The organism is uncultured Paracoccus sp. (assembly GCF_947496875.1).
Lineage (GTDB): Bacteria > Pseudomonadota > Alphaproteobacteria > Rhodobacterales > Rhodobacteraceae > Paracoccus.
The window spans coordinates 64,072-89,800 of the sequence record NZ_CANMEH010000003.1 but is presented as its reverse complement, the minus strand read 5'-3'; the positions used below and the strand labels follow the sequence as shown (position 1 = coordinate 89,800).

The window sequence follows — 25,729 nt, the reverse complement described above, 5'->3', positions numbered from 1 at the left end:
GCCTACGCGCCCTGCCATTCGGGCTTGCGCTTCTCCGTGAACGCGGTCACGCCCTCCCGGAAATCCCGGCTCGCATAGACTTGGGCGATGACATCCGTGTCGTCGGGCGCGATGTCCGACAGCCGCAACAACAGCTCGCGGCAGGCCCGGATCGTCAGCGGTGCGGCCTCGCACAACCGGCTGATCTGCCGCGCCGCCTCGGATTCCAGCTCGTCCTCGGCCACGCAGGCGCTGGCAAAGCCCAGCCGGTGGACGGTCTCGCCGTCCAGCAGCACCGACAGCAGCAGCATCTGCCGCACCGGACCGTCGCCCAGGGCGCGGATCAACCGGGCGATATTGACCGCCGACAGCGTGTTGCCGACGGTTCGTGCGATCGGGACCCCGAACCGCGCCCGCGGCGTGACGATGCGCAGGTCGCAGGCCGCGGAAATCGCCAGCCCGCCGCCGACGGCCGCGCCGTCGATGACCGCGAGCGTCGGCGCCGGCAGGCGGGTCAGCCGGGTCAGCGTCGCGTCGATCCGCGCCTCGTAGGCCACGCCATCCTCGCCGCCGGAGAACTGCGTGAACTCCGAAATGTCGGTGCCCGCCACAAAGGCGCCGCCGGCGCCGCGGAACACGATGGCGCGCAGGTCGTCACGGCGCTCCAGCTCGTCGCAGATCTCGCCCAGCCGCGCGTACATCGCAAAGGTCATGGCGTTGCGCGCCGCCGGCCGGTCGAAGGTCACATGGGCCACCGGCCCCTCGATCCGCAGCGTCACGTCGCCTTGCGGGGCCGCCGTGTCGCGGCTGCCTGTCGTGCGCCCCGCGTCAGACATCGGCCGACTCGCTGCCGGCGGTGATGCCCAGTTCGCGCAGGATCTCGGCGCGGTGTTCGTCCAGCAGCGGCGGATGCCGCCGCACCTGCTGCGGCGTGCCGCGCAGCTTCACCGGAAAGCCGATGTTCTTCACCTCGCCCTCGACCGGGTGCTGGATCGGCATCACCATGTTGCGCGCATCGGCCTGCGGGTTCCCCAGCGCCTCGGAATAATCCAGGATCGGCCCGGCCGGGATGCCGGCCTCCAGCAGCCTGTCCACCCATTCCTCGCGGGTGCCCTGCACAAGGGTCTTTTCCAGTTCCGCGATCAGCGCCGTGCGGTTGGTCATCCGCAGCGCGTTGGTGCGGTAATCGGGATGCTCGATCAGCTCCGGCCGGCCGATCGTCTCGCACAGCCGGCGATACAGCCGGTCGTTGTTGGCCCCCAAGACGAAATACCCGTCGCTGGCCCGGACCGCCTGATAGGGCGCGGCCATGCGGTTGGCGGTGCCGATCCGGTCGGGAATGACGCCGGTGCCCCAGTAGTCGCAGATGTCCCACACCGCGAAGGACAGCCCCGCCTCGTAGAGCGAGGCGTCGATGAACTGCCCCTCGCCGGTGGTCTGGCGGCCGATATAGGCGGCCAGGATCGCGTAGACGGCGAACAGCGAACAGCCGATATCGGCCAGCGGTCCGCCGGATTTCGCCGGCGGCCCGTCCGGATGGCCGGTGATCGACATGATCCCGGACGCGGCCTGCGCCATCAGGTCGAACCCGGGCCGCGTGGCCCACGGGCCGGTCTGGCCGAAGCCCGAGATGCTGGCATAGATGATGCCGGGGTTGATCCGCGACACGGTGTCATAGTCGATGCCCAGCTTCTTCACGACGCCGGGGCGATAGTTCTCGACGATGACATCGGCGGTCCTGGCAAGGGCCAGGAAGATCTCGCGATCCTCCTCGGACTTCAGGTCCAGCACGATGGACCGCTTGTTGCGGTTCATGTTCAGGAAGCCCAGGCTGTCGTCGCCCTTCAGCTTGAACCCCATCGCGCTGCGGGTCTGGTCGCCGGTCGGCGGCTCGACCTTGATCACGTCGGCGCCGAGGTCGCCCAGCAGCATGCAGGCGAACGGGCCGGCCATGACCTGGCTGACGTCCAGGACGCGAACGCCCTGCAGGGGCAGCGGCTTTTGTGCGGCAGTCATGGCATCACGCTCCGTAGATCAGGTGGACCAGCACCAGCGAGACCCCCGGCAGGTAGGTGCAGATCATCAGCAGGGCCAGCAGCGACAGGATGAAGGGGATGTTGGCCTTGGTGGTTTCCCAGATGTCGGACTTGGCGATCGAGCAGGCGGCGATCAGCACCGACGCGACCGGTGGCGTCTGCTGCCCGATGGCCAGGTTCAGCGTGACGACCAGGCCGAAGTGGACCGGGTCGATCCCGGCCGCCAGCACCATCGGCATGACGATCGGCACGACCAGGATGATCGCCGCCGCCGAATGCAGGAACATGCCCAGGATCAGGAAGGCCACGTTCAGCATCGCCAGGATCAGGTACTTGTTCTCGGTCACGTCGCCGATGGCGCGGGCCAGCTGCTGCGGCAGCTGCGCCTCGGTCAGGAAGCCGCCGATCAGATAGGACGAGGCGACCAGCAGCATCACCACGGCGGTCTGCACCCCGCTGTCGATCAGCGCCTTGTAGAGCGCGCGGACGTCGAATTCGCGATAGATCACGATCGAGATGAACAGCGCGGCGACCACCGCCAGCCCCGCGCCCTCGGTCGCGGTCACGATGCCGCCGAAGATGCCCCCCAGGATGATGACCGGCAGCAGCAGCGCCCAGCCCGCCTCTTTCAGGCGCAGCCAGACATTGGAGATCTGGAAGCTTTCCTCGACCGGGAAATTGTAGCGGCGCGCCTGGACATAGGCGGCGATGGCTAGGCAGATCGCCCCGACGATGCCGGGGCCGAACCCGGCGATGAACATCTTGACCACCGATTGCTGCGCCATCACGGCGTACAGGATCATCGGGATCGACGGCGGCAGGATGATCGCCAGGCTGGATGCCGACGAACAGATCGCCGCCGAGAATTCCTTGGAATAGCCCTTCCTGCGCATGGCGGGGATCAGGATCGACCCCAGCGCCGCGACGCCGGCCACGGCCGAGCCCGAGATCTCGGCAAAGAACATCGACGCGCCGATCACGACGAAGGACAGGCCGCCGCGGACGAACCCGACCAGCGCCGAGGCCAGCGCGATCAGCCGACGCGAGATCGACGAGGCGTTCATGATCGACCCGGCCAGCACGAACAGCGGGATCGCCAGCAGCGAGAAGTTCGACGCGCCCTCGAACATGGTCAGCGCCAGGTTGGGCAGCATGTCGACGCCCTGCACCAGCACCACCGCCGCGATCGCCACCAGGCCGAGCGCGACCGCGATCGGGATGTTCAGCAAGGCCAGCCCGAACATCCCCAGCAGCATGAAGCCGATCGTCATCGCTTGTCTCCCGCGCCGGGGGTGTGGTGATCCCGGTGGCTCGCCGCCGGAACGCTGGCATCGTCCAGTTCCAGCGGGGTGTTGGAAATGTCGCCCAGCGCTTCCTTGATCTCGTGATCGACGAAGCCTTCGCCGCGGGCCGCGGCCAGCACTTCGGGCAGGCGGATCGCCTCGGCGATCATGAACAGGATGGCGCCCAGCGGGATGATCGCCTGGGTCAGCTGCACCGACACGTTGGGCAGCGACACCAGCGTCATCCCTTCCAGGATGACCAGGACGTTCCAGCCGGCATAGGCCAGCAGGCCGAAGAAGAAGAACACGCAGGCCTCGGCGAACAGCGTCACCGGCACCCGCCACGCGGGCGGCATCGCATTGACCAGCCCCGGAAAGCCGATATGCGCCCCCTTCAGCGCCGCCAGCGCACTGCCGAAATAGGTCATCCAGACCAGTCCGATCGAGGCGACCTCGTCATACCAGCTCAGCGCCGCGCCGAAATACCGGTAGACCGTGCCCATGACGATCAGAACGGCAAGGCCGGCCACGATCGTCGCCGTGATGATCTCCAGCAGGATTTCGAATCCCCGCCGGGGGGTGATCGCTTGCATCGGGTTCTCCAGGGAAAGGAACGGGCGGGCCCGGCGTTGCGCCGGGCCCGTCCAGGGGGTCACTCGGTCGCGAGGCCCTGGGCCTTCTCGATCAGCTCGGCGCCGCCCTCGACGGATTCGGCGAACAGATCGTAGACCGGCTTGCTGGCCTCGATGAAGGCTGCGGTGTCGACCTCGTTCACCTGCATCCCCTCATCGATCAGCTTCTGCAGCAGCTCCGTGTCCAGCCCGGCTGCGATCTCGTAGACCACGTCCTGCATCTCGACCGCGGTTTCCTGCAGCACCTGCTGCACCTCGGGGTCGAACTTGTCCCACGACCGGCCGGCCACGACATAGCCGGGCGTGTAGACGTGGTTGGTCTTGGACAGGTAGTCCTGCACCTCGTAGAAGCGCGACGGGTAGATCTGCGCATAGGGGTTTTCCTGCCCGTCCATCACCCCGGTCTGCAGGGCGACGAACACCTCGGAAAACGCCATCGGGCTGGGGCTGGCGCCATAGGTCTCGAACATCTTGACCCGCCACTCGCCGCTGGGCACGCGCAGCTTGATGCCCTTCAGGTCCTCGGGCGTGTTGATCGGGTGCTTGCTGTTGGTGATGTGGCGAAAGCCGTTCTCCCAGACGCCGAGAATCTTGAACCCGGCCGCCTCGGCCAGCGGCGCCATGTCGGGCATCACCACCTCGTCGCGGATCCGCTTCATGTGTTCGCGGTCCTGGACCAGGTACGGCATCTCGAACAGGCCGAACGCCGGCACCATCGAGGACATCACCGTCGTCGGCAGCGCCAGGTCGACGGTGCCCAGCTTCAGCTTCTGCAGCATGGCCGTGTCGTTGCCCAGCTGGCTGGACCCGTAGACCGTGACCTTGGCCTTGTCGCCCAGCTTCTCGTTGGCGCGCTTGGCGAATTCCGTCGCGCTCTGGTCCAGCAGCGATCCGGGTTCGCCGACATGGCCGAACTTGATCTCGGTCTGCGCCTGCGCGTGGGCCACCAGCCCGAATGTGGCCATCACGGCCGCGGTGATCAGTTGCTTGATCTGCATCTCTTCTCCCCAAGATTCGTCTGACGACGCGACAGGGTCCGACCGGACCTGCGGCGTCGGCGGCCCGCAGCACGGACCATGTTCGACAGATCGGCTTCCCTCCCGTCTGCCATCCCGTTCATCATGGCCGCGTCACCGGTCACGCCTCCGGGCCTGCGAACACGCGGAATCCCGAGGGTTCCGCGTGCCGGCTTGGTCCGCCTGGCGGCGCCGTGATGCGCCGCTGGCCGTGTCCCTCTCTCCCCGCTTGTCCGTCGGCAGATCGCCGCGGACTTAATTTTGAATTATGAATAATGGAAGGACCCGACCTGTCAACCCGCTTGTATGCACCGGCCGACGGGGCCACCGGACCGCAGGTCTGCGGCCACGCAAGCTGCCAGGGACCGAGGCAGCGCCGCGTCGTCAGGCGGGGCGTGGGATCGGCACCCCGCGCGACGGGGGCCGCTCGGCGGCAGGCTCCGGTGATGCAGCCGCTCCGGGCGTTCGGCACGGCACGGGATCCCGCGCCCGTTCCGTCAGGATCGCCCGCACCCGTTCGGCCAGATCCGCCATTCCCGCATCCGGCAGGCCCAGCTGGTCTAGGTGCGCCACGGTGTTGAACAGATACTCCGCGTTGGCGCCCCGTCCGCCCTGCGCCGCGGCGATGATCGTCGCCTGTTCGGGCGCGCTCATGTCCCCGGCATACTGCCAGTGGTCGCGCCGCATGACATAGGTCAGCGCCGTCACCCGGCGGCCGTCCGCCAGGGTTACCGGAACCGCCCGCTCCTCGTAGGCGGCGGTGACCATCTCGCGATGGCGGATCATGGCCAGCGCGTCGGGCCAGTGCGCGGCCTCCACCCGCAGCGCCACGCCGCTGCACTGCGCGCCCACGCAGGGGTCGAGCCCCAGCACCAGCCCGGGCAGCTCGCGGGTGCCGCGATGCTGGATCGAGCGCAGGCAGAAGCTGCGGCTGTAATCCTCCAGCCGCGCGATGATGCTCTCTGCCACCGGCACCTGCGGGTCCCACATCAGCGACCCATAGGCGAACACCCAGTGTCCCGGCGCCAACTCCTGCTGTCCCGATGCCATTCTCTTGCCCTTTCACCGGCGCGCAGGTTAGGCGGAACGGCCGGCCGCTGCCAAGGCCCGGCCCTCTGACGAAAGGTCACGGATGCGCGTCTTCCTGGGGCTGATCCTGCTGCTGGTGGCGCTGCTGGCCGCTGCCTGGCTGAGTGGCGAAACGCTGCTGGCCCGCCGTGCGACCGACATGATCGCGCGTGACCCGCGGATCGCGGCCGCCTCGGTCGCGCCGCTGCGCGAGGTGTACCGGATCGGCCTGGAACTGCGCGATGTCGCGATCGAGACCGACCAGGGACCCGCGGCGCTGCCCGACCTGGCGCTGTGGGCCGAACCGACCCAGCCCAACCGCTTCCACGCGACGCTGCCGCCCCGGATGACGCTGCCGGTGGCCGGGCAGCCGCGCGAGGTCACGGCGCAGGGGGCCGACCTGTCGCTGCGCGTATCCCCCGCGAACGCCCTGTCGCTGACCGAGGCGTCGGTGGTCAGCGGCCCTGTGGCGATCGCGGGCCAGCCGCTCGCCGACAGCCTCGACCTGCGGGCGCGGATGGTGCCGCTGGGGGCCGGCGCGCCGCCCGAGGCCCGTGCCGCCTACCGCGTTACCGCCGACCTGCAGGGGATCGCGCCTGCCGCCGTGCAGCCGGGTCTGGCCGCGGTGCTGCCCGGCGCGATCGGGGTGCAGGGCGTGCTGCGGGTGTTCCTGGATGGCCCGGTCGGCCGCGCGACGATGCGGAACGGCACCGCGCCGCAGCTGCAGGGGCTGCACAGCGACGGCATCACCGTCACGCTGGGGGCGCTGTCGGCGCGGATCATCGGCCAGGTCGCGGCGGATGCCCAGGGCCGCGCCGCCGGGCAGCTGCATGTCTACACCCGCGACGCCCGCGCCCTGCTGGAGCTCGCCGCCGCGGCCGGGGCGTTCCCGCCGGCGATGGTGACGCTGGCCACGACGGTGCTGACCAATCTCGGCCGCGAGGCGGACCCCGAGGCGCCGCCCCCGGCCGACCGCTCCAACAAGGCCGCCGCCGGGATCGCGGACGGCCCGCCGCCGCCGGAGGAGGGCGAGCTGCGCCTGCCGCTGCTGCTGCAGGACGGGCGGGTGTCGCTGGGGCCGCTGCCGCTTGGCCCGGCGCCGCGGCTGCACTGACCCCTCGCCCCGGCTAGCCCGCGTCGCCCCTGCCCTAGCCCTTGTCCCGGGCCGCGCCGCCGACCGGCACCCGGCCGAAATCCGGGGCGTCGGTGTCCTGGCCCGCGTCGATGATCCCGCGGCGGATCGCCCGGGTGCGGCTGAAATAATCGTGCAGATGCTGGCCGTCGCCCATCCGGATCGCCCGCTGCAGCACGAACAGCTCCTCGGTGAACCGGCCCAGGATATCCAGCGTCGCCTCGCGGTTGTGCAGGAACACGTCCCGCCACATCGTCGGGTCGGACGCCGCGATCCGGGTGAAGTCCCGGAACCCGGCCGCCGAATACTTGATCACCTCGCCCTCGGTCACCCGGCGCAGGTGATCGGCAACGCCCACCATCGTGTAGGCGATCAGGTGCGGGGCGTGGCTGGTCACCGCCAGCACCAGGTCGTGATGGGCGGGGTCCATGACATCGACATGCGCGCCCACCGCGCCGATCAGCGCCACCAGCCGGTCTTGTGCCGCCGGGTCGGTGCCGGGCAGCGGCGTCAGCAGCCACCAGCGGTTGCGGAACAGCGTCGCGAATCCCGATTCCGGCCCCGACTGCTCGGTCCCGGCCAGCGGGTGGCCGGGGATGAAATGCACCCCCGCCGGCACATGCGGCCCGACCGCATCGATCACCGCCTGCTTGACCGAGCCTACATCGGTCAGGATGGCGCCCGGTTCCAGATGTGGCCCGATCTCGGCCGCGACCGCGCCCATCGCCCCCACCGGTACCGCCAGCACCACCAGATCGGCGCCCGCGACGGCCGCGGCGGCGCTGTCGTATACGCTGTCCACCAGCCCGATCCGCGCCGCCGTATCGCGCGTTTCGGCACTGCGGGCGTGGCCGACGATCTGCCCGGTGAACCCCTGCGCGCGCATCGCATGGGCCAGCGACCCCGCGATCAGCCCCAGCCCGATCAGCGCCACCCGCCGGAACGGCATCCCCGCCCCGGTCGCCGCCCCCGGCTGCGATCCCGCGCCCGGCGCCGCGCCGACATCCGGGCTCATGCGCCCTGCCCCGACCGGCCGGCCATGAACCGTCCGATCACATGCGCGACCCGCCGGCAGGACGCCTCGTCGCCGATGGTGATCCGCAGGCAGTGCGGCAGACCATAGGCCACCACACGGCGCACGATGATGCCCTCGTCCTTCAGCGCCGCGTCGCAGGCCTCGGCGATCTCGGGTCCGGCAAAGCGGGCCAGCACGAAATTCGCGCAGGACGTGTCGGACGGCACCCCGTGCGCGGCCAGCGCCTCGGCCAGCCAGGCCCGCAGCCGCGCGTTCTCGGACCGCGACCGGTCGACATGGGCGCGGTCGCGCACCGCCGCCACCGCGCCATCCAGCGCCGGGCCGGACAGGTTGAACGGCCCGCGGATCCGGTTCAGCACGTCGATGATCTCGCGCGGGCCATAGCCCCAGCCGACCCGCAGCCCGCCCAGCCCGTAGATCTTGGAAAAGGTCCGGGTCATGAAGACGTTGGGCCGGTCCGTCGCCAGCGCCGCGCCGCCATCATAGGGCGCCTCGCCCGCCGCGTCCGGATGGGCGCCGGGACCGCCCTGATCGCCGCCGCCCACGTATTCCGCATAGGCCGCGTCGATCACCAGGATCGCCTGCGGCACCGCGCGGGCCAGCCGGTCCAGCTCGGCCAGCCCGACCATGGTCCCGGTCGGGTTGTTCGGGTTGGCGACAAAGATCAGCCGGGTCGCGGGGGTCGCCGCCGCGATCAGCCGGTCGACGTCGGTGGTCCGGTCGCGCTCGGGCGCCTGCACCGGCCGGGCGCCCGCCGCCCGGGCGCTGATCGCGTACATCAGGAACCCGTGTTCGGTGAACAGCACCTCGGTCCCGGGCCCGGCATAGGCCTGACACAGGAAATGGATGATCTCGTCGCTGCCGACCCCGCAGATGATCCGGTCGGGATCCAGCCCGTGCACCTCGCCGATCGCCTCGCGCAGCGCCGCATGGTCGGTCGGCGGATAGCGGTGCATGGAATGGATCGCCCGCGTCACCGCCTCCTTCGCCTTGGGGGACGGGCCGAACGGGTTCTCGTTCGAACTCAGCTTCAGCGCGTCGCTGCGGCCCGCCACGTGCGACGAGCCCGCCTCGTACAGCGCGATCTCCATGATGCCGGGCTGGGGCGGGATGGTCTGGGTCATCGGCGATCTCTCGGCTGGCGGTGCGGCGGGACGGGGGCGGCGGGAAGCACGCGGCGAAAAGCAGGCGGCGGGGCGCGGCCGTCTTAGGCGCGCACCGCCCGCTTGGGAAGGGGTGGCGGCGGACCGGCCCGCGGACAGGGCGGGTGCGCCGCACTGGCGGGCCGGGCCGCCGCCGATCTCAGGCGCAGTCCCCGACCCGGGCATGGCAGGCGCGCAGCCGTGCCACGTCGGCGTCGTCCCGGATCTCGGCCAGGGCGCTGTCCAGCGCCGCATCGGCCACCGGCACCGCCAGCGCCGCGCCGCCATTGCAGGCCAGCGCCCGCAGCGAATCCTGCAGGACCTGCTGCACCTCCACCAGCTTGCGGCCGTCCCGCGCGATCGGGGCGAAGAACTCGCGATAGGCAGCCGCCATGTCCAGTTCCGGGGCGCGGACATGGCGGCGGGTCGGCGGGTCCACCTCGCCCATTCCGGCCCGGTGATGGGCCAGCAGCACCCGGGTTCCGGCGCGCAGCACGTCGATGGCGCTGCCGGGGTCATTGACGGCCGGCGACAATGCCCGGCTGGCCACCTCGGACAGCACGATCAGGCCAAAGCGCGGGTCCTGGTCGAAGCTGCGGGCATCCCCGATCGCAAAGCCTGCCGCCAGCGCCGCCTCGGTTTTCCGGTCGGCCGGACGCGACAGGTACAGCAGCGGATCGCCCTTGTGGACGAAATGCCCGGCATGGTTGGCCACCTCGACGATCAGCGGTGGTCCCGCGGGGTCGGGCCCGTCCCCACCCTCGTCGTCGCTGCCCGTGCCGTCGCCGCCCGCCCGGCCCGCGATCCTGTCCAGCTGCCCGTAATCGACATGGCGCAGATACCCTCCGCGCGGTGCCGGCACGATGATGCCGCGCGCCCGCAGCGTCTCGTCGATCGGCAGGGCGCCGCCGCGGGGGCATTTCGCGGCGCCGACCGCGGCGCTGGTCGCCGCCTCTTCCAGCCGTTCGATGACGTCGCTCATCCGGCCGAAATCGTTCAGCTGGTTCAGCCAGCGCAGCAGCGCCCAGACGATCAGCGCGATCATCCCCAGCGTGGTCAGGAACAGGATGATCCGCGCCCGACCCTCGTAGTAGCCGGCGGAGATGCCGATGATCCCCACGATGCTGAACAGGAACGATCCGACGAACACGGCGATGGCGTTCTGCGCCACCCCGTCCGCCACCAGCAGCTTGACGGCGCGCGGGGTGGTGCTCTGCGCGGCGCGGGAAAACGCCGACACCATGATGCTGACCGAGAATGTCGTGACCGCCAGCATGCTCGACGCCACGATGTGCAGCAGGTCGTCGACCGCGCCCGAGGCCAGTTCGATCGGCAGGTTCCGCGGCAGCACCGGCTCCAGATAGCTCGACGTCAGCGCCGTCACCACGCCGACCAGGCTGAACAGCACGACCCGCACCGACGGCTTGCGCAGCACCTCGCGCGCCCGGAAGACCAGGCCCGTATCGACGATGGCGGACAGCAGCTGCATGCCGCCCCATACACGCCGCCGCCGCACCCGCCAAGCCGCCTGCCGATGCAACGCAGCGCACGGTGAAAACTGCATGAACACTGCATGAACGCTGCATGAACATCGCAACAGCGATGGTGGTCTCAGCCGCAAGCATTTTTGTTCAGGCTTGAATACTTCAAGCTTGAACGACCGCCGCGCCCGTGCCACCGTGGCGGCGGGAGAGAGGGTGTCTGATGAAGGTTCTGTGCCTCGGTGGCGGTCCGGCCGGGCTGTATTTCGCGATCTCGATGAAGCTGCGCGACCCGGGGCACGAGGTCACGGTGCTGGAACGCAACCGCGCCAACGACACCTTCGGCTGGGGCGTCGTTCTGTCCGACGACGCGCTGGCGCGGATGCAGGGCAACGACCCGGTCTCGACCGAGGCGATCCGCAGCCATTTCACCTACTGGGACGACATCGCCGTCATCAAGGAAGGCGAACGGATCGTGTCGGGCGGGCACGGCTTTGCCGGCATCGGCCGCAGGCAGATGCTGGTCCTGCTGCAGGACCGCGCCCGCGAGCTGGGCGTCGACATGCGCTTCGAGACCGAGTTCCGCTCGGCCGAGGACTACCGCCGCGATTATGACCTGGTGGTGGCCGCCGACGGCATCAATTCCCGCGTCCGCGAGGAGTACGCCGAGGTGTTCCGGCCCGACATCGACGTGCGGCTCTGCAAGTTCATCTGGCTGGGCACCCACCAGAAATTCGACGACGCCTTCACCTTCATCTTCGAGAAGGAACCCGAGGGCTGGATCTGGGCCCATGTCTACCAGTTCGACCAGGACACCGCGACCTTCATCGTCGAGACGACGCAGGAGGTGTGGGACCGGATGGGCTTCGCGGCGATGACCAAGGAAGAGATCGTCGAGAAATGCCGCGCGATCTTTGCCGACCACCTCGGCGGCCACGACCTGATGAGCAACGCGACCCATCTGCGCGGCTCGGCGGTGTGGATGAACTTTCCCCGGATCATCTGCGAGACATGGTGGCACGAGAATGTGGTGCTGATGGGCGACGCCGCCGCCACCGGCCATTTCTCGATCGGCTCGGGGTCGCGGCTGGCCTTCGACAGCGCCATCGCCCTGGCCGAATACCTGCACAGCGAGCCCACCATGGAGGCCGCGTTCCAGCGCTACCAGGACGAGCGCCGGGTCGAGGTGTTGCGCCTGCAGTCGGCGGCCCGCAACAGCCTGGAATGGTTCGAGCAGGTCGAGCGCTATCTCGACTTCGATCCGCTGCAGTTCAACTATTCGCTGCTGACCCGCAGCCAGCGGATCAGCCACGAAAACCTGCGCCTGCGCGACCCCGACTGGCTGCGCCAGGCCGAGGACTGGTTCCAGGCCCAGGCCGGCGGCGTCCCCGGCCGGGCGCCGATGTTCGCGCCGTTCACGCTGCGCGACATGACGCTGAAGAACCGGGTCGTCGTGTCGCCGATGGCCCAGTACAAGGCCGTGGACGGCACCCCCACCGACTGGCACCTGGTCCATTACGGCGAACGCGCCAAGGGGGGCGCCGGTCTGGTCTATACGGAAATGACCTGCGTGTCGCCCAGCGGCCGGATCACCCCCGGCTGCCCGGGGCTCTACGCGCCCGAACACGAGGCCGCGTGGAAGCGGATCGTCGATTTCGTCCATGCCGAGACGGATGCAAAGATCTGCTGCCAGATCGGGCATTCGGGGCGCAAGGGATCGACCAATATCGGCTGGGAAGGGATGGACCGCCCCCTGCCCGACGGCAACTGGCCGCTGATCTCGGCCAGCCCGATCCCGTGGGCCGACGGCAACGACATCCCGGCCGAGATGACCCGCGCCGACATGGACGAGGTGACGGCGCAGTTCGTCGCCGCGACCGAGATGGCGGATCGCGCCGGCTTCGACATGGTCGAGCTGCATGCCGCGCATGGCTACCTGATCTCGTCGTTCATCTCGCCGGTCTCGAACCGGCGGACCGATGACTATGGCGGCAGCCTGGAAAACCGCCTGCGCTGGCCTCTCGAGGTGTTTCGCGCCATGCGGGCGGCCTGGCCCGCGGAAAAACCGATGGCGGTGCGGATCAGCGCCAGTGACTGGCTGGACGACGATGGCGTGACCCCCGCCGAGGCGGTCGAGATCGCCCGCGCCTTCCACGATGCCGGCGCCGACCTGATCGACGTCTCGGCCGGCCAGACCAGTACCGCGGCAAGGCCCGTCTACGGCCGCATGTTCCAGACGCCGTTCAGCGACAGGATCCGCAACGAACTGCGCGTCCCGACCATGGCCGTGGGCAACATCTACGAACCCGACCACGTCAACTCGATCCTGATGGCCGGCCGCGCCGATCTGGTGGCGCTGGCGCGACCGCATCTGGCCGACCCCTACTGGACGCTGCACGCCGCCACCGCACTGGGTGACGCAGGCGAGGCCTGGCCCCGCCCCTACGAGGCGGGGGGCGATCAGGCCCGCCGCCTGCGCGAACGCGAAGCCGAGGTGATCCGTGCCTGACGCGACCCCTGCCCCGCGGGACCCTGTCACGCCGGACGGCCTGTCCGGTCGCGCGGTCCTGATAACCGGCGGCGGAACCGGGGTCGGTGCCGATCTGGCCCGCGGCTTCGCAGCCGCCGGCGCGCGGGTGGTGATCGCCGGCAGGCGCCGCGAACCGCTGGACGAGGTGGCGGCGCGCACCGGGGCGCAGGCGGTCACCGCGGATGTCACGGACGAGGCGTCGGTCCGGGCGATGTTCGAGGAGGCCGGGTCGGTCCACATCGTGATCGCCAATGCCGGCGCCGCCGAAAGCAGCCCGTTCACCCGCACGACGCTGGACCAGTGGACGGCCATGCTGGCGGTGAACCTGACCGGCGTGTTCCTGACCCTTCGCGAAGGACTGTCCCGGATCGACGGCTGGGGCCGGCTGATCTCCATCGCCTCGACCGCCGGGCTGAAAGGCTATCCCTATGTCGCGCCCTACGCCGCGGCCAAGCACGGGGTCGTCGGCCTGACACGCAGCCTGGCGCTGGAAATCGCCCGCAGCCGGGTCACGGTCAACGCACTCTGCCCCGGCTTCCTGGACACCGAGATGACCGAGCGCACCATAGCGGGGATCATGCGCTCGACGGGCCGCAACCGCGATGCGGCGCTGAAGGCGCTGACCGACATCAACCCGCAGCGGCGGCTGATCCGGCCCGACGAGGTGACGGCCGCGGCCTTGTGGCTGTGCGGGTCTGGGTCGGACGGGATCAACGGCCAGGCGATCTCCATCGCCGGGGGTGAGACATGAATGACGCGCCGCCCCTCGCGCCCCGCGACCATGCGGAACACACCACAGGTGCCGCAGGTGACGCGCTGTCCAAGCGGCGGCTGAAGCTGTGGGTGCGGATGCTCAGCGTCACCCGCAAGACCGAGGCCCAGCTGCGCGACTACCTGCGCCGTGAACACGGCACGACGCTGCCGCGCTTCGACGTCATGGCGGCGCTGCGCCGGCGCGGCGAGCCGGTGACGATGGGCGAGTTGAGCCGGATGCTGCTGGTGTCGAACGGCAATGCCACCGACGTGGTCGGCCGGCTGGAGGCAGAGGGCCTGGCGGTGCGCATCCCCTGTGTTGAGGACCGGCGCACCGTGCGCGCCGCCCTGACCGACCAGGGCAGGACCCTGTTCGACCGCATGGCGGCAGGACACGAAGCCGAGGTGGCGCGGATCTTTGCCCCGCTCGACGACGACGATCTGGACGCGGCGCGCGACGTGCTGCGCAAGCTGACGAGGTAGGAAATGGCGCTGACCACCACGACGATGTCCGGAATGACACCGCAGCATGTGCTGTTCGATGTGGCGGATCGGATCGCCACGATCCGGCTGGACCGGCCCGAGCGGAAGAACCCGCTGACATTCGAGAGCTACGCCGAGCTGCGCGACCTGTTCCGCACCATGGTCTATGCCGAGGACGTGGACGCCGTGGTGATTGCCTCGAACGGGGGCAACTTCAGCTCGGGCGGCGACGTTCACGAGATCATCGGCCCGCTGGTCGGAATGGACATGAAGGACCTGCTGGGCTTCACCCGGATGACCGGTGACCTAGTCAAGGCGATGCTGGGCTGCGGCAGGCCGATCATCGCCGCCGTCGACGGCGTGGCGGTGGGCGCCGGTGCGATCATGGCGATGTCCGCCGATCTGCGCCTGGCGACACCCGAGGCGAAATGCGCGTTCCTGTTCACCCGCGTCGGCCTGGCCGGCTGCGACATGGGCGCCTGCGCGATCCTGCCGCGCATCATCGGCCAGGGCCGCGCCGCCGAGCTGCTCTACACCGGCCGCTCGATGTCCGCTGAGGAAGGCGCGGCCTGGGGGTTCTGGAACGCCCTGCACCCGGCCGAGAGCCTGGAGGCCGAGGCACAGGCGCTGGCCCGGCGGATCGCGGCCGGCCCGACCTTTGCGAACGGGATCACCAAGACGCAGCTGAGCCACGAATGGAACATGACGCCGGAGCAGGCCATCGAGGCCGAGGCGCAGGCGCAGGCGATCTGCATGCAGACCCGGGACTTCGAGCGTGCCTATCGCGCCTTCGTCGCGAAGGAACGGCCGGTCTTTCATGGGAACTGACGATCGGCGCAGATCTGCCCGGACCACGGTAGGAACGAATGGATAGAAGCTTTCTCGACTGGCCCTTCTTCGAACCCCGCCACCGCGACCTAGCGGCGGCGCTGGATGGCTGGGCCGGCGATCACCTGGGCGACATCGACCACGCCGACATCGACGCGGCCTGCCGCGACCTTGTTGCCCGGCTCGCATCGGGCGGCTGGCTGCGCCATTCCGGCGCCGCGGCCGGCGAAACGCTGGACGTGCGCAGCCTGTGCCTGATCCGCGAGACCCTGGCCCGGCATGACGGGCTGGCCGATTTCGCCTTTGCCATGCAGGGGCTGGGAATGGGCGCGATCAGCCTGTTCGGCACCCCTGACCAGCAGGCCTGGCTGGACCGCACCCGCAGCGGCCAGGCCATTGCGGCGTTTGCCCTGACCGAGCCCGGCGCCGGATCGGATGTCGCGAACACCGCGACCACCGCGGTCCGGGACGGCGGCGGCTGGCTGCTGAATGGGGAAAAGACCTACATCTCGAACGGCGGGATCGCCGACATCTACGTGCTGTTCGCCCGCACCGGCGAGGCGCCCGGCGCGCGCGGCCTGTCGGCCTTTCTGGTCCCTGCCGCCACGCCCGGGCTGAGCATCGTCGACCGGATCGAGGTGATGGCGCCGCACCCTCTGGCACATCTGCGGCTGGACGACCTACGGCTGCCTGCCGACGCGCTGATCGGCGAGGCGGGCCAGGGATTCCGGATCGCGATGTCGGTGCTGGACGTGTTCCGCGCGACGGTGGGGGCCGCGGCGCTCGGCTTTGCCCGCCGGGCACTGGCGGAGACGCTGGACCGTGTCACCCGGTCCCGCGCCGACGGCACCACCCTGGCCGATCTGCAGATGGTCCAGGGACATCTGGCCGACATGGCGCTGCAGGTCGATGCCGCGGCGCTGCTGGTCTATCGCGCCGCCTGGACCAAGGACCGGGGCGCCGCACGGGTCAGCCGCGAGGCGGCGATGGCCAAGCTCTATGCGACCGAGGCCGCCAGCCGGGTGATCGACAGCGCCGTCCAGCTGCATGGCGGCGACGGCGTGCGGGTCGGGCAGACCGTCGAACGGCTGTACCGCGAGATCCGGGCGCTGCGCATCTACGAGGGCGCCAGCGACGTGCAGCGGGTGGTGATCGCCCGGGCGGCCCTGGCCGACGCCGCGGGGAACCGGCGATGACCCGGGGCCGCGCAGCCTGCCGCACTGTCACTGCCATCAATGGGGTGTCCGATGCCCTATGACCGGATCATCCCGATCGAGTTCAACCACTGCGACCCGGCGGGCATCGTGTTCTACCCACGCTATTTCGAGATGACGAACTCGGTCTGCGAGAACTTCTTCGCCGACGTGGTCGGGCGCAGCTACGCCCGGATCATCGCCGACGGGGACGGCATCCCCACCGTGCGTCTGGAGGTCAGTTTCCGCGCGCCGTCAAGGCTGGGCGAGAAGCTGCGCTTTCGCCTGTGGATCACAGGGGTGGGCCGCAGCAGCGTCGATTGCCGGATCGTGGCGAGTTGCGCCGGCGAGACCCGGATCGAGGTGGTCAAGCGGCTGGTGTGGCTGGGCGGCGGCATGCGCGCGGCCCCGTGGCCGGACGAGATGCGCGCCGTGCTGCAGGCGCAGATGGAAGGAGATGGCGATGACCGACAGTCCGCATGAGGTGCTGCAGCCTGCATCGTGGAAGACGCCGCGCGGCTTTGCCAACGGCATCGCGGCCCGTGGTCGGACCCTGTATCTGGGCGGGCTGATCGGCTGGAACGGCCAGCAGGCGTTCGAGACCGACGACTTCATCGGGCAGGTCGACCAGACCCTGGCCAACATCGTCGCGGTCCTGGCCGAGGGCGGCGCCCGCCCCGAACACCTGGTCCGCCTGACCTGGTACGTCACCGACAAGCAGGAATACCTGGCCCGGCTGCGCGACCTGGGCCCGGTCTATCGCAAGCATTTGGGCCAGCACTACCCGGCCATGGCCCTGGTCCAGGTCGCGGCCCTCGTCGAGGACCGCGCCCGGGTCGAGATCGAGGCAACCGCCGTGGTGCCGGACTGATGCGGCAGCAGGACACCAGCGCGCCCCCGGCGGAACAAGGGAGGAGAGGAGAGATGCCTGCGAACGAAGCCCTCGGGCCGTCGGGCCACGTCGACAGCTTCACCCGGGACCACCTGCCGCCGGCCGAGCTTTGGCCGCAGATCGATCTGGGGACGTTCCGCTATCCCGAATGGCTGAATGCGGGGTTCGAACTGACTGACCGGATGGTCGAACGCGGCTTCGGCGACCACGTGGCGCTGATCGGGAACGGGCGGCAGCGGACCTACAAGGAGCTGAGCGACTGGACCAACCGCATCGCCCATGTCCTCGTAAAGGATTTCGGCCTTCAACCCGGCAACCGGGTGCTGATCCGGTCGGCGAACAATCCGGCGATGGTCGCCTGCTGGCTGGCCGCGACCAAGGCCGGCGCCGTGGTCGTCAACACCATGCCGATGCTGCGCGCCGGCGAGCTGGTCAAGATCGTCGAGAAGGCGCAGGTCAGGTTCGCGCTGTGCGACACGCGGCTGATGGCCGAGATGATCGCGGCCGAGATCCGGTCTGACTGTCTGGAAACGGTGGTCGGCTTTGACGGGACGGCCAACCACGACGCCGAACTGGACCGCAAGGCGCTGGGCAAGCCGGTCCGCTTCGACTGCGTCCGGACCGGGCGCGACGACGTGGCGTTGCTGGGATTCACCAGCGGCACCACGGGGGCGCCAAAGGCCACGATGCATTTCCACCGCGACATCCTGATCATCGCCGACGGCTATGCGAAGGAGGTGCTAAACGTGCAGCCGACCGACGTGTTCGTGGGCAGCCCGCCGCTCGCCTTCACGTTCGGGCTGGGTGGTCTGGCGGTGTTTCCATTGCGGTTCGGGGCGGCCGCCTGCCTGCTGGAAAACGCATCACCGCCGAACATGGTCGAGATCATCCAGACCCACAAGGCGACCATCTGCTTTACCGCGCCCACCGCCTATCGGGCGATGCTGAACGCGATGGAGGCCGGGGCCGACCTGGGCAGCCTGCGGGCCGCCGTCTCGGCGGGCGAAACGCTGCCCGCGCCCGTCTATCAGGACTGGATCGAAAAGACCGGACGGCCGATGCTGGACGGCATCGGGTCGACCGAGATGCTGCATATCTTCGTCACCAACCGGTTCGACGACCATCATCCCGGCGCCACCGGCCGTCCGATCTCGGGCTACCAGGCGCGGGTGGTAGATGACGACGGCGACCCGGTTCCTGCCGGGCAGCTAGGCCGGCTGGCGGTGCGGGGCCCGTTGGGCTGCCGTTACCTGGATGACGAGGAAAAGCAGCGATCGTATGTCCAGAACGGCTGGAACCTGACCGGCGACGTTTTCTCGCAAGACGCCGAGGGACGCTTTCACTTTGCCGCGCGGACCGACGGGATCATCCTGTCGGCCGGCTACAACATCGCCGGACCCGAGGTCGAGGCCGCGTTGCTGACCCATCCGGCCATCGCCGAATGCGCGGTGGTCGGTGCCCCCGATCCGGACCGGGGCCAGATCGTGCAGGCCCATGTCGTGCTCAAGCCCGGACATTGCGGCGACCGCCTGATGATCCGCGACATCCAGGACCACGTGAAGGCGACGATCGCCCCGTTCAAATATCCTCGGCAGATCGTGTTCACGGATGCCCTGCCGAAGACCGAAAGCGGCAAGATCCAGCGTTTCCGGCTGAAGGACGACGCATGAACCGGGCGGTCCCGGCGTTACCGTCACACAGAAGAACGATTGCAGATCGGCACCTGCCGGCAAACAACTGAACGCACCAACCAGAAACTGACGCTCCACGGGAGGAGACCACGATGAAGACCCTGTCCATCATGACGCTGGCCGCAACGCTGGCCGCAACCACGGCGCTGGCCGAGCCGATCAAGATCGGGATGATCACCACCCTCTCGGGTGGCGGCGCCGGTCTGGGCATCGACACCCGCGACGGGTTCGACCTCGCCCTGAAGCTGGCCGGCGACAAGGCGGCGGACATCACCGTGGTCACCGAGGACGACCAGCAGAAACCCGACGTGGCGGTGCAGCTGGCCGACAAGATGATCCAGTCGGAAAACGTGGACATCCTGACCGGCATCGTCTGGTCGAACCTCGCCATGGCGGTCGTCCCCGCCGCCGTGCAGCAGGGCAAGTTCTACCTGTCCACGAACGCCGCGCCGTCGGCGCTGGCAGGCCCGCAATGCAACAAGAACTATTTCTCGGTCAGCTATCAGAACGACAATTTCCACGAGGCGGCCGGTCAGGCGGCGACCGATACCGGCTATGGCAAGGTCTTCATCATGGCGCCCAACTATCCGGCCGGGCAGGATTCGCTGGCCGGGTTCAAGCGGTTCTACAAGGGCGAGGTGGTCTCCGAGGTCTATACCCAGGTGGGACAGACCGACTATGCGGGCGAGATCGCGCAGATCCGCGACAGCGGTGCCGACGCGGTGTTCTTCTTCCTGCCCGGCGGCATGGGGATCTCGTTCATGAAGCAGTATGCGGGATCCGGCGTGACCACGCCGCTGATCGGCCCCGCCTTCAGCTTCAGCCAGGACATTCTGCCGGCGGTGGGCGACGCCGCGCTGGGTGTCAGGAACACGGCCAGCTGGTCGCCCGATCTGGACAATTCCGCGAACAAGACCTTTGTCGAGGAGTTTCGCACCGCCTACGACCGGCTGCCATCGGTCTATGCCGCGCAGGGCTATGACACCGCGAACCTGATCCTTGCGGCCGCCGAAAAGGCCGACGTCGCCGATCAGGATGCCTTCCGGGACGCGCTGAAGGCCGCCGAGTTCGACAGCGTGCGGGGCAAGTTCAGCTTCGGGCCCAACCACCACCCGATCCAGGACCTGTATGTGCGCGAGGTCGTCAAGGATGACGAGGGCACGCTGACCAACCACATCGTCGGCACCGCGATGACGGATCGCGGCGACGCCTACGCCGAAGAGTGCAAGATGTGACAGGCCGCGCCGGGGCCCCGGCCCCGGCGCATCCCAGCGGGATGAACCGATGCTCCTCTTCGAACAGCTCCTGAACGGGCTGCAATACGGCATGACCCTGTTCCTGATGGCGGCCGGGCTGACCCTCGTGTTCGGCGTGATGGGGCTGATCAACCTGGCGCACGGATCGCTGTACATGATCGGCGCCTTCGCCTGCGCGGTCGTCACCAAGGCGACCGGCAATTTCTGGCTGGGCGCCGCCGGCAGCCTGGCCGCCGCGGCGATGGCGGGCGCGCTGATCGAGATGCTGGTGATCCGTCGCCTGTACAGCCGGGACCACCTAGATCAGGTGCTGGCGACATTCGCGCTGATCCTGATCTTTTCCGAAGGCGCCCGCTGGCTGTTCGGTTCGTTCCCGCTGTATCTCACCCTGCCGCCTTCGCTGGCGGGCACCGTCACGCTGCCCGGCGGCCTGGTCTATCCGGTGTTCCGGCTGGGCGTGATCGGGCTGGGCATTGCCATCGCCGCCGGTCTGTTCTGGCTGATGCACAACACGCGGCTGGGCATCCGCATCCGCGCCGGCGAGGCGGACCGCGAGATGATCGGGGCGCTGGGGGTCGACATCTCCATCCTCTACACGCTGGTCTTTGCGCTCGGCGCGGCTCTTGCCGGACTGGCCGGCGCGCTGGTCGGCGCGGTGCAGTCGGTGCAGGTCGGGATGGGAGAGCCGGTGCTGATCCTCGCCTTCGTGGTCGTGGTGATCGGCGGCATCGGGTCGATCGGCGGGGCGCTGCTGTCGGCGCTGCTGGTGGGGATGACCGACTCGCTCGGACGCGCGCTGCTGCCCTCGCTGCTGGCGCAGGTAATGCCGCAAGCCTCGGCGAACACCTTGGGCGCGTCGCTTGCGGCGATGTCGGTCTACATCCTGATGGCCGCGGTGCTGGTCTGGCGCCCCACCGGCCTGTTCGGGGCCCGCGCATGAGCCGTATCGCGGTGATCAACCTTGCCACGCTCGGCCTGCTGATCGGCGGGGCGCTGACCGCCCATCTGACCGGCCACGCCTTCCTGGTCACGCTGGCGACCAAGGCCGCCATCTTTGCGCTGGCCGGCGTCGGGCTGAACTTTGCCCTCGGCTACGGCGGGCTGGTCAGTTTCGGCCACGCCGCATTCTTCGGCATCGGCGGCTACGTCACCGGGATCCTCGCCAGCCACGCCATGTCCGGCCAACCGCTGACGACGCTGCCCTACACGATGAACGGCACCAACGAGATGCTGGCGATCTGGCCCATGGTGCTGCTGGTGTCCGGACTTGCCGCCCTGGCGATCGGGGCGCTGAGCCTGCGCACCTCGGGCGTCTATTTCATCATGGTCACGCTCGCCTTCGCGCAGATGATCTACTGGTTCGCCGTCGGCTGGCCCGCCTATGGGGGCGAGGACGGGCTGAGCTTCTATGTCCGCAACGCCTTTCCCGGCGTGCAGACGATGCAGCCGTTATCGTGGTTCCTGATCTGTGCGGGGCTGTTGCTGATGACGCTGGGATTCACCGCGGTGGTGATGCGGGCCCGGTTCGGCCTGGCGCTGCAGGCGGCGCGGCGGAACACGCAGCGCACCGTCGCGGTGGGCATTCGCCCCTTCGGGATCCGGCTGACCGCCTTTGTCCTCTCGGCGATGATCACCGGCCTTGCGGGGTCGCTGTACGCCGACCTGAACCGGTTCGTGTCGCCCGCGATGCTGTCCTGGTACATGTCGGGCGAGATCATGGTGTTCGTGATCCTGGGCGGCGTCGGGCGGCTGGTCGGCCCGGTCGCCGGCGCGATGCTGTTCGTGACGATGGAGCATCTGCTGGGCGGGATCAGCGACTACTGGCAGGTGCTGCTGGGCCTGGTGCTGCTGGGCGTGGTGTTGTGGTCGCCGGGCGGAATCGTGGGCATGCTGTCGGGACGGGGTCGCGGGCATGCATGACGCCATCCTCGACATACGCCGGCTGCGAAAGGCCTTTGGTGCGCTGACGGCGACCGACGACGTCAGCCTGACGCTGTATCCGGGCGAGATCCACGCGCTGATCGGCCCCAATGGGGCCGGGAAGTCCACATTGATCAAGCAGATCGTGGGTGAACTGCGCCCCGATGCGGGCGAGGTCCGGTTCGAGGGGCAGCGCATCGACGGCTTGGACGCCGCGGCGCGCGCCCGTCTGGGGCTGGCCCGCAGCTTTCAGGTGTCCAGCGTGATTCCCGACTTCACCGTTCTGCAGAATGTCTGCCTGGCCGTTCAGGGTGGATCGGGGCGCAGCTTCGGCTTTCTGCGGCCTATCCTGTCCGACTCCGGGTTGACCGAGCCGGCCGGGTTCCACATCCGCCAGGTTGGGCTCGACGGCCGCGAGCAGATCGCCGCCGGCGCGCTGAGCCATGGCGAACGCCGCAAGCTGGAGGTGGCGATGGCCCTGGCGTTGCGGCCGCGGGCCTTTCTGCTGGACGAGCCGATGGCCGGAATGGGGACCGAGGGCGCCGGCCAGCTGGTGTCGCTGCTGTCCGGGCTGCGGACCGAGGCGCCGATCCTGCTGGTCGAGCATGACATGGATGCGGTCTTTGCCCTGGCCGACCGGATCAGCGTCCTCGTCTACGGCCGGATCGTCGCGACCGGCAGCGTGGACGAGATCCGCGCCAACCCCGAGGTGCGCCGCAGCTACCTGGGCGAAGAGGCATGAGCCGGCTGCTGGAGATTGCGGGTCTGCAGGCCGGGTATGGTGCCGTCCAGGCGCTGTTCGATGTCGATCTGACGGTGGACCAGGGCGAGGTCGTGGCCCTGATGGGACGCAACGGCATGGGGAAGACGACGACGATCCGCACCCTCTGCCGGCTGCTGCCGATCCGGTCGGGAACGATCCGCTTTGCCGGCACCGACCTCGGTCCCCTGCCCGCCCACCGGGCGGCGCGGCTGGGGCTGGGGCTGGTGCCCGAGGGGCGGCGGTGCTTCGCGCCGCTGACAGTCGCCGAAAACCTGATCGTGGCCGCACGACCGGGCCCGTGGGACCGCGACCGGGTCGAGGCGCTGTTTCCCCGCCTCGCCGAGCGGCGCCGACAACCGGCGGCGACCTTGTCGGGTGGGGAACAGCAGATGCTGGCGATCGGACGGGCATTGATGACGAACCCGCGTCTGCTGATCCTGGACGAGGCGACCGAGGGATTGGCCCCGGTGGTTCGCCAGGAAATCTGGTCCGCGATCGCCGCGCTGAAGGGCCAGGGGCTCTCGATCCTGCTGGTCGACAAGTCCCTGCGCGAGATCCGGGCAGTCGCCGATCGCGCGGTGGTGCTGGAACGCGGCTGCTCGATCTGGTCCGGACGGCCCGCATCACTGACAGCGGAGGAGGCCGACCGCTACCTGGGCGTCTGATCTGGTGCGGCAGGTGCGAAAGCTTAGGGCTTGTGGGAACCGCGCGGATGATGCTCATATCGCCGCAGGACAATGTAACGACAGTTCCGCGCGGGAAAAACCCGCGGGATCATCAGGGAGGAAGACGATGACCGACAAGACAATCGCACAGGGCGTGAACCGCAGATCGTTCCTGCGCACCGGTGTCGTGGGTGGCGGCGCCGCCGCGGCCGGTTCGCTGCTGGCCGCGCCGGCAGTACTGGCGCAGTCGCCGCTGGTCATGAAGATGCAGACCTCGTGGCCCGCATCGGACATCTGGCAGACCATGGCCCAGCAATATGTCGAGCGGGTCGAGGCGATGTCCAATGGCCGCCTGAAGATCGACCTGCTGCCGGCCGGTGCGGTCGTCGGCGCGTTCCAGGTGATCGATGCGGTGAATGACGGCGTGCTGGATGCCAGCCACTCGGTCAGCGCCTACTGGTACGGCAAGAACAAGGCCGCGTCCCTGTTCGGCACCGGCCCGGTCTTCGGCGGGTCGCCGACCACCATGTTGTCCTGGTTCTACGCGGGCGGCGGAGAGGAGTTCTTCCGCGAACTGGTGCAGGACGTGATGGGGATGAACGTGGTCGGGCTGATGGGCTTCCCGATGCCGGCCCAGCCATTCGGCTGGTTCAAGAACCCCGTCACCGGCCTGGCCGACGTGCAGGGCATGAAATACCGCACCGTCGGACTGGCCGCCGACGTCATGCAGTCGATGGGGCTGTCGGTGGCGCAGCTGCCCGGCGGCGAAATCGTCCCCGCGATGGAGCGCGGGGTGATCGACGCCTTCGAATTCAACAATCCGTCGTCGGACCTGCGCTTCGGCGCCCAGGATGTCGCCAAGAACTACTATCTCGGGTCCTATCACCAGGCCGCCGAGACGTTCGAGTTCCTCTTCAACCGCGATTTCCTGGAAGATCTGGAGCCTGACCTGCAGGCCATCCTCCGCCACGCGGTCGAGGCGGTTTCGACCTACAACACCGCCTTTGCGATGGACAACTATTCCGCCGACCTGCTCAAGCTGACCGGGGAAGGCGGCGTCACCGTGCACCGTACCCCGCAGGACATCCTGTCGGCCCAGATCGACGCCTGGGACAAGCTGATCCCGGAACTGGAATCCGACGAACTGATGAAGCGGATCCTGGACAGCCAGCGGGCATGGGTCGAGCGCGTGACCTATTATGAACTGATGAACGCGCCCGACTATACCTTGGCGTACGAGCATTACTTCCCGGGCAAGGTGACGCTCTAAGGCAACCGGGCGGGGCCGTCGCGGTCCCGCCCGCCGATCGGAACGGTCAAGATGCTGCGCTACATCGACTTCGCCGACCGCCTGTCGGGCTGGTTCGGCAAATCTTTCGGCTGGCTCGTGCTGCTGATGACGCTGGGCATGAGCTACGAGGTGATCGTCCGCTACCTCTTCAACAGCCCGACCCCCTGGGCGTACGAGCTGTCCTTCATCATGTACGGGTCACTGTTCATGGTGGGCGGGGCGTACACCCTGTCGCGCGGTGGCCATGTCCGTGGCGACTTCATCTACCGGATGTGGCCGGTGCGCGTGCAGGGAACGATCGATCTGGTTCTCTACGTGATCTTCTTCTTTCCGGGGATCACGGCGCTGATCTTTGCCGGATGGAAATACGCGGCGCGTTCCGTCGGCTATGGCGAGGTGAGCGCATCCAGCCCCGCCGGGATCCCCATCTACCAGTTCAAGTCGATTCTGGTTCTTGCCGGTATCCTGCTGTTCATCCAGGGGATTGCACAGGTCTTTCGCAGCATCATCGCGATTCGCACCGGCGTCTGGCACGAGGCCACCCCCGATGTCGAAGAGACCGAGATTCTGCTGGCGCAGGAGCGCGGCGAAGAGCTGGTCCACCACCCCGATCACACACATCCGCCGTCCGGCGGCACCGTCCGCTGACAGGAGATCCC

Annotated in this window: 25 protein-coding genes; 16 read left to right on the top strand and 9 right to left on the bottom strand. The window is 68.8% G+C overall.

Annotation, left to right across the window (positions count from 1 at the left end):
• Window positions 1-2: 2 nt before the first annotated feature.
• From Q0938_RS04850 to Q0938_RS04825, 6 genes are all read right to left on the bottom strand, one after another.
• Window positions 3-815: an enoyl-CoA hydratase gene (locus tag Q0938_RS04850; RefSeq protein ID WP_299359802.1), complete on the bottom strand. Its 813-nt coding sequence runs from the start codon at window positions 813-815 to the stop codon at window positions 3-5.
• Window positions 808-1,995: a CoA transferase gene (locus Q0938_RS04845; RefSeq protein ID WP_299359800.1), complete on the bottom strand. Its 1,188-nt coding sequence runs from the start codon at window positions 1,993-1,995 to the stop codon at window positions 808-810. Before Q0938_RS04845 ends, Q0938_RS04850 begins: the two co-directional genes overlap by 8 nt.
• 4 nt (window positions 1,996-1,999) lie before the next feature.
• A complete protein-coding gene (locus tag Q0938_RS04840) occupies window positions 2,000-3,286 on the bottom strand; it encodes a TRAP transporter large permease (protein ID WP_299359798.1) in 1,287 nt (428 codons plus the stop codon).
• Window positions 3,283-3,891 (bottom strand): TRAP transporter small permease, encoded by a 609-nt coding sequence (locus Q0938_RS04835; RefSeq protein ID WP_299359795.1) that lies wholly within the window; start codon window positions 3,889-3,891, stop codon window positions 3,283-3,285. Before Q0938_RS04835 ends, Q0938_RS04840 begins: the two co-directional genes overlap by 4 nt.
• A gap of 59 nt (window positions 3,892-3,950) precedes the next feature.
• Window positions 3,951-4,928, bottom strand: a complete 978-nt coding sequence (locus tag Q0938_RS04830; protein WP_299359792.1) for a TRAP transporter substrate-binding protein — start codon at window positions 4,926-4,928, stop codon at window positions 3,951-3,953.
• Between the two features lie 402 nt (window positions 4,929-5,330).
• Window positions 5,331-5,996, bottom strand: a complete 666-nt coding sequence (locus Q0938_RS04825) for a gamma-glutamylcyclotransferase (protein WP_366942730.1) — start codon at window positions 5,994-5,996, stop codon at window positions 5,331-5,333.
• Between the two features lie 82 nt (window positions 5,997-6,078).
• Here Q0938_RS04825 and Q0938_RS04820 point away from each other — a divergent pair, with 82 nt between their 5' ends.
• On the top strand, window positions 6,079-7,128 hold the full coding sequence (locus tag Q0938_RS04820; protein WP_299359790.1) for a DUF2125 domain-containing protein: 1,050 nt from the start codon (window positions 6,079-6,081) through the stop codon (window positions 7,126-7,128).
• Between the two features lie 34 nt (window positions 7,129-7,162).
• Here the strand turns inward: Q0938_RS04820 and Q0938_RS04815 are convergent, their stop codons facing one another.
• The 3 genes from Q0938_RS04815 to Q0938_RS04805 all read right to left on the bottom strand — a co-directional run bounded on the left by Q0938_RS04815 (window position 7,163) and on the right by Q0938_RS04805 (window position 10,813).
• Window positions 7,163-8,095 carry a prephenate/arogenate dehydrogenase family protein gene (locus Q0938_RS04815; RefSeq protein ID WP_299360347.1) on the bottom strand — a complete coding sequence of 311 codons (933 nt, stop codon included), beginning with the start codon at window positions 8,093-8,095 and terminating at the stop codon, window positions 7,163-7,165.
• A 62-nt stretch (window positions 8,096-8,157) separates the two neighbouring features.
• A complete protein-coding gene (gene hisC, locus Q0938_RS04810) occupies window positions 8,158-9,306 on the bottom strand; it encodes a histidinol-phosphate transaminase (RefSeq protein WP_299359786.1) in 1,149 nt (382 codons plus the stop codon).
• A 178-nt stretch (window positions 9,307-9,484) separates the two neighbouring features.
• Window positions 9,485-10,813, bottom strand: coding sequence for a DUF2254 domain-containing protein (locus Q0938_RS04805; protein ID WP_299359784.1), 1,329 nt, complete (start codon window positions 10,811-10,813; stop codon window positions 9,485-9,487).
• A 215-nt stretch (window positions 10,814-11,028) separates the two neighbouring features.
• On the opposite strand from Q0938_RS04805, the gene Q0938_RS04800 reads away from it, so the two are divergent.
• The 15 genes from Q0938_RS04800 to Q0938_RS04730 all read left to right on the top strand — a co-directional run bounded on the left by Q0938_RS04800 (window position 11,029) and on the right by Q0938_RS04730 (window position 25,718).
• The gene (locus tag Q0938_RS04800; RefSeq protein WP_299359782.1) at window positions 11,029-13,314 is read left to right on the top strand and encodes a bifunctional salicylyl-CoA 5-hydroxylase/oxidoreductase; all 2,286 of its coding nucleotides are present in this window, start codon (window positions 11,029-11,031) and stop codon (window positions 13,312-13,314) included.
• Complete coding sequence (locus tag Q0938_RS04795) at window positions 13,307-14,086, top strand: SDR family oxidoreductase (protein WP_299359779.1); 780 nt, start codon at window positions 13,307-13,309, stop codon at window positions 14,084-14,086. Before Q0938_RS04800 ends, Q0938_RS04795 begins: the two co-directional genes overlap by 8 nt.
• Complete coding sequence (locus tag Q0938_RS04790; protein WP_299359777.1) at window positions 14,083-14,571, top strand: MarR family transcriptional regulator; 489 nt, start codon at window positions 14,083-14,085, stop codon at window positions 14,569-14,571. The genes Q0938_RS04795 and Q0938_RS04790 overlap by 4 nt, the downstream gene beginning before the upstream one ends.
• Before the next feature lie 3 nt (window positions 14,572-14,574).
• Complete coding sequence (locus tag Q0938_RS04785; protein ID WP_299359775.1) at window positions 14,575-15,399, top strand: enoyl-CoA hydratase family protein; 825 nt, start codon at window positions 14,575-14,577, stop codon at window positions 15,397-15,399.
• 38 nt (window positions 15,400-15,437) lie between these two features.
• Window positions 15,438-16,595 carry an acyl-CoA dehydrogenase family protein gene (locus Q0938_RS04780; RefSeq protein ID WP_299359773.1) on the top strand — a complete coding sequence of 386 codons (1,158 nt, stop codon included), beginning with the start codon at window positions 15,438-15,440 and terminating at the stop codon, window positions 16,593-16,595.
• A gap of 51 nt (window positions 16,596-16,646) precedes the next feature.
• Window positions 16,647-17,075 carry a thioesterase family protein gene (locus tag Q0938_RS04775; RefSeq protein ID WP_299359771.1) on the top strand — a complete coding sequence of 143 codons (429 nt, stop codon included), beginning with the start codon at window positions 16,647-16,649 and terminating at the stop codon, window positions 17,073-17,075.
• Window positions 17,056-17,463, top strand: coding sequence for a RidA family protein (locus tag Q0938_RS04770; RefSeq protein ID WP_299359769.1), 408 nt, complete (start codon window positions 17,056-17,058; stop codon window positions 17,461-17,463). The genes Q0938_RS04775 and Q0938_RS04770 overlap by 20 nt, the downstream gene beginning before the upstream one ends.
• 53 nt (window positions 17,464-17,516) lie before the next feature.
• Window positions 17,517-19,154 (top strand): AMP-binding protein, encoded by a 1,638-nt coding sequence (locus Q0938_RS04765; RefSeq protein ID WP_299359767.1) that lies wholly within the window; start codon window positions 17,517-17,519, stop codon window positions 19,152-19,154.
• A gap of 113 nt (window positions 19,155-19,267) precedes the next feature.
• Window positions 19,268-20,410, top strand: coding sequence for an ABC transporter substrate-binding protein (locus Q0938_RS04760; RefSeq protein ID WP_299359765.1), 1,143 nt, complete (start codon window positions 19,268-19,270; stop codon window positions 20,408-20,410).
• Between the two features lie 49 nt (window positions 20,411-20,459).
• Window positions 20,460-21,371: a branched-chain amino acid ABC transporter permease gene (locus Q0938_RS04755; RefSeq protein WP_299359763.1), complete on the top strand. Its 912-nt coding sequence runs from the start codon at window positions 20,460-20,462 to the stop codon at window positions 21,369-21,371.
• Entirely contained in the window at window positions 21,368-22,351 is a 984-nt protein-coding gene (locus tag Q0938_RS04750) for a branched-chain amino acid ABC transporter permease (RefSeq protein WP_299359761.1), read from the top strand. The genes Q0938_RS04755 and Q0938_RS04750 overlap by 4 nt, the downstream gene beginning before the upstream one ends.
• Entirely contained in the window at window positions 22,344-23,093 is a 750-nt protein-coding gene (locus Q0938_RS04745) for an ABC transporter ATP-binding protein (RefSeq protein ID WP_299359759.1), read from the top strand. The genes Q0938_RS04750 and Q0938_RS04745 overlap by 8 nt, the downstream gene beginning before the upstream one ends.
• Window positions 23,090-23,779: an ABC transporter ATP-binding protein gene (locus Q0938_RS04740; RefSeq protein ID WP_299359757.1), complete on the top strand. Its 690-nt coding sequence runs from the start codon at window positions 23,090-23,092 to the stop codon at window positions 23,777-23,779. Before Q0938_RS04745 ends, Q0938_RS04740 begins: the two co-directional genes overlap by 4 nt.
• Before the next feature lie 127 nt (window positions 23,780-23,906).
• Window positions 23,907-25,049 carry a TRAP transporter substrate-binding protein gene (locus Q0938_RS04735; RefSeq protein ID WP_299359754.1) on the top strand — a complete coding sequence of 381 codons (1,143 nt, stop codon included), beginning with the start codon at window positions 23,907-23,909 and terminating at the stop codon, window positions 25,047-25,049.
• Window positions 25,050-25,100: 51 nt separating this feature from the next.
• On the top strand, window positions 25,101-25,718 hold the full coding sequence (locus tag Q0938_RS04730; protein WP_299359752.1) for a TRAP transporter small permease subunit: 618 nt from the start codon (window positions 25,101-25,103) through the stop codon (window positions 25,716-25,718).
• Window positions 25,719-25,729 lie beyond the last annotated feature (11 nt).

What these genes read in the sequence shown, in the direction of transcription:
- Q0938_RS04750 (WP_299359761.1), top strand. Translation starts at nt 21,368, where the DNA reads ATGAGCCGTATCGCGGTGATCAACCTTGCCACGCTCGGCCTGCTGATC.
- Q0938_RS04735 (WP_299359754.1), top strand. Translation starts at nt 23,907, where the DNA reads ATGACCGACAAGACAATCGCACAGGGCGTGAACCGCAGATCGTTCCTG.
- Q0938_RS04805 (WP_299359784.1), bottom strand. Translation starts at nt 10,813, where the DNA reads ATGCAGCTGCTGTCCGCCATCGTCGATACGGGCCTGGTCTTCCGGGCG.
- Q0938_RS04835 (WP_299359795.1), bottom strand. Translation starts at nt 3,891, where the DNA reads ATGCAAGCGATCACCCCCCGGCGGGGATTCGAAATCCTGCTGGAGATC.
- Q0938_RS04830 (WP_299359792.1), bottom strand. Translation starts at nt 4,928, where the DNA reads ATGCAGATCAAGCAACTGATCACCGCGGCCGTGATGGCCACATTCGGG.
- Q0938_RS04850 (WP_299359802.1), bottom strand. Translation starts at nt 815, where the DNA reads ATGTCTGACGCGGGGCGCACGACAGGCAGCCGCGACACGGCGGCCCCG.
- Q0938_RS04780 (WP_299359773.1), top strand. Translation starts at nt 15,438, where the DNA reads ATGGATAGAAGCTTTCTCGACTGGCCCTTCTTCGAACCCCGCCACCGC.
- Q0938_RS04815 (WP_299360347.1), bottom strand. Translation starts at nt 8,095, where the DNA reads ATGCCGTTCCGGCGGGTGGCGCTGATCGGGCTGGGGCTGATCGCGGGG.
- Q0938_RS04765 (WP_299359767.1), top strand. Translation starts at nt 17,517, where the DNA reads ATGCCTGCGAACGAAGCCCTCGGGCCGTCGGGCCACGTCGACAGCTTC.
- Q0938_RS04745 (WP_299359759.1), top strand. Translation starts at nt 22,344, where the DNA reads ATGCATGACGCCATCCTCGACATACGCCGGCTGCGAAAGGCCTTTGGT.
- Q0938_RS04790 (WP_299359777.1), top strand. Translation starts at nt 14,083, where the DNA reads ATGAATGACGCGCCGCCCCTCGCGCCCCGCGACCATGCGGAACACACC.
- Q0938_RS04845 (WP_299359800.1), bottom strand. Translation starts at nt 1,995, where the DNA reads ATGACTGCCGCACAAAAGCCGCTGCCCCTGCAGGGCGTTCGCGTCCTG.
- Q0938_RS04840 (WP_299359798.1), bottom strand. Translation starts at nt 3,286, where the DNA reads ATGACGATCGGCTTCATGCTGCTGGGGATGTTCGGGCTGGCCTTGCTG.
- hisC (WP_299359786.1), bottom strand. Translation starts at nt 9,306, where the DNA reads ATGACCCAGACCATCCCGCCCCAGCCCGGCATCATGGAGATCGCGCTG.
- Q0938_RS04800 (WP_299359782.1), top strand. Translation starts at nt 11,029, where the DNA reads ATGAAGGTTCTGTGCCTCGGTGGCGGTCCGGCCGGGCTGTATTTCGCG.
- Q0938_RS04740 (WP_299359757.1), top strand. Translation starts at nt 23,090, where the DNA reads ATGAGCCGGCTGCTGGAGATTGCGGGTCTGCAGGCCGGGTATGGTGCC.
- Q0938_RS04775 (WP_299359771.1), top strand. Translation starts at nt 16,647, where the DNA reads ATGCCCTATGACCGGATCATCCCGATCGAGTTCAACCACTGCGACCCG.
- Q0938_RS04755 (WP_299359763.1), top strand. Translation starts at nt 20,460, where the DNA reads ATGCTCCTCTTCGAACAGCTCCTGAACGGGCTGCAATACGGCATGACC.
- Q0938_RS04785 (WP_299359775.1), top strand. Translation starts at nt 14,575, where the DNA reads ATGGCGCTGACCACCACGACGATGTCCGGAATGACACCGCAGCATGTG.
- Q0938_RS04760 (WP_299359765.1), top strand. Translation starts at nt 19,268, where the DNA reads ATGAAGACCCTGTCCATCATGACGCTGGCCGCAACGCTGGCCGCAACC.
- Q0938_RS04730 (WP_299359752.1), top strand. Translation starts at nt 25,101, where the DNA reads ATGCTGCGCTACATCGACTTCGCCGACCGCCTGTCGGGCTGGTTCGGC.
- Q0938_RS04820 (WP_299359790.1), top strand. Translation starts at nt 6,079, where the DNA reads ATGCGCGTCTTCCTGGGGCTGATCCTGCTGCTGGTGGCGCTGCTGGCC.
- Q0938_RS04770 (WP_299359769.1), top strand. Translation starts at nt 17,056, where the DNA reads ATGACCGACAGTCCGCATGAGGTGCTGCAGCCTGCATCGTGGAAGACG.
- Q0938_RS04825 (WP_366942730.1), bottom strand. Translation starts at nt 5,996, where the DNA reads ATGGCATCGGGACAGCAGGAGTTGGCGCCGGGACACTGGGTGTTCGCC.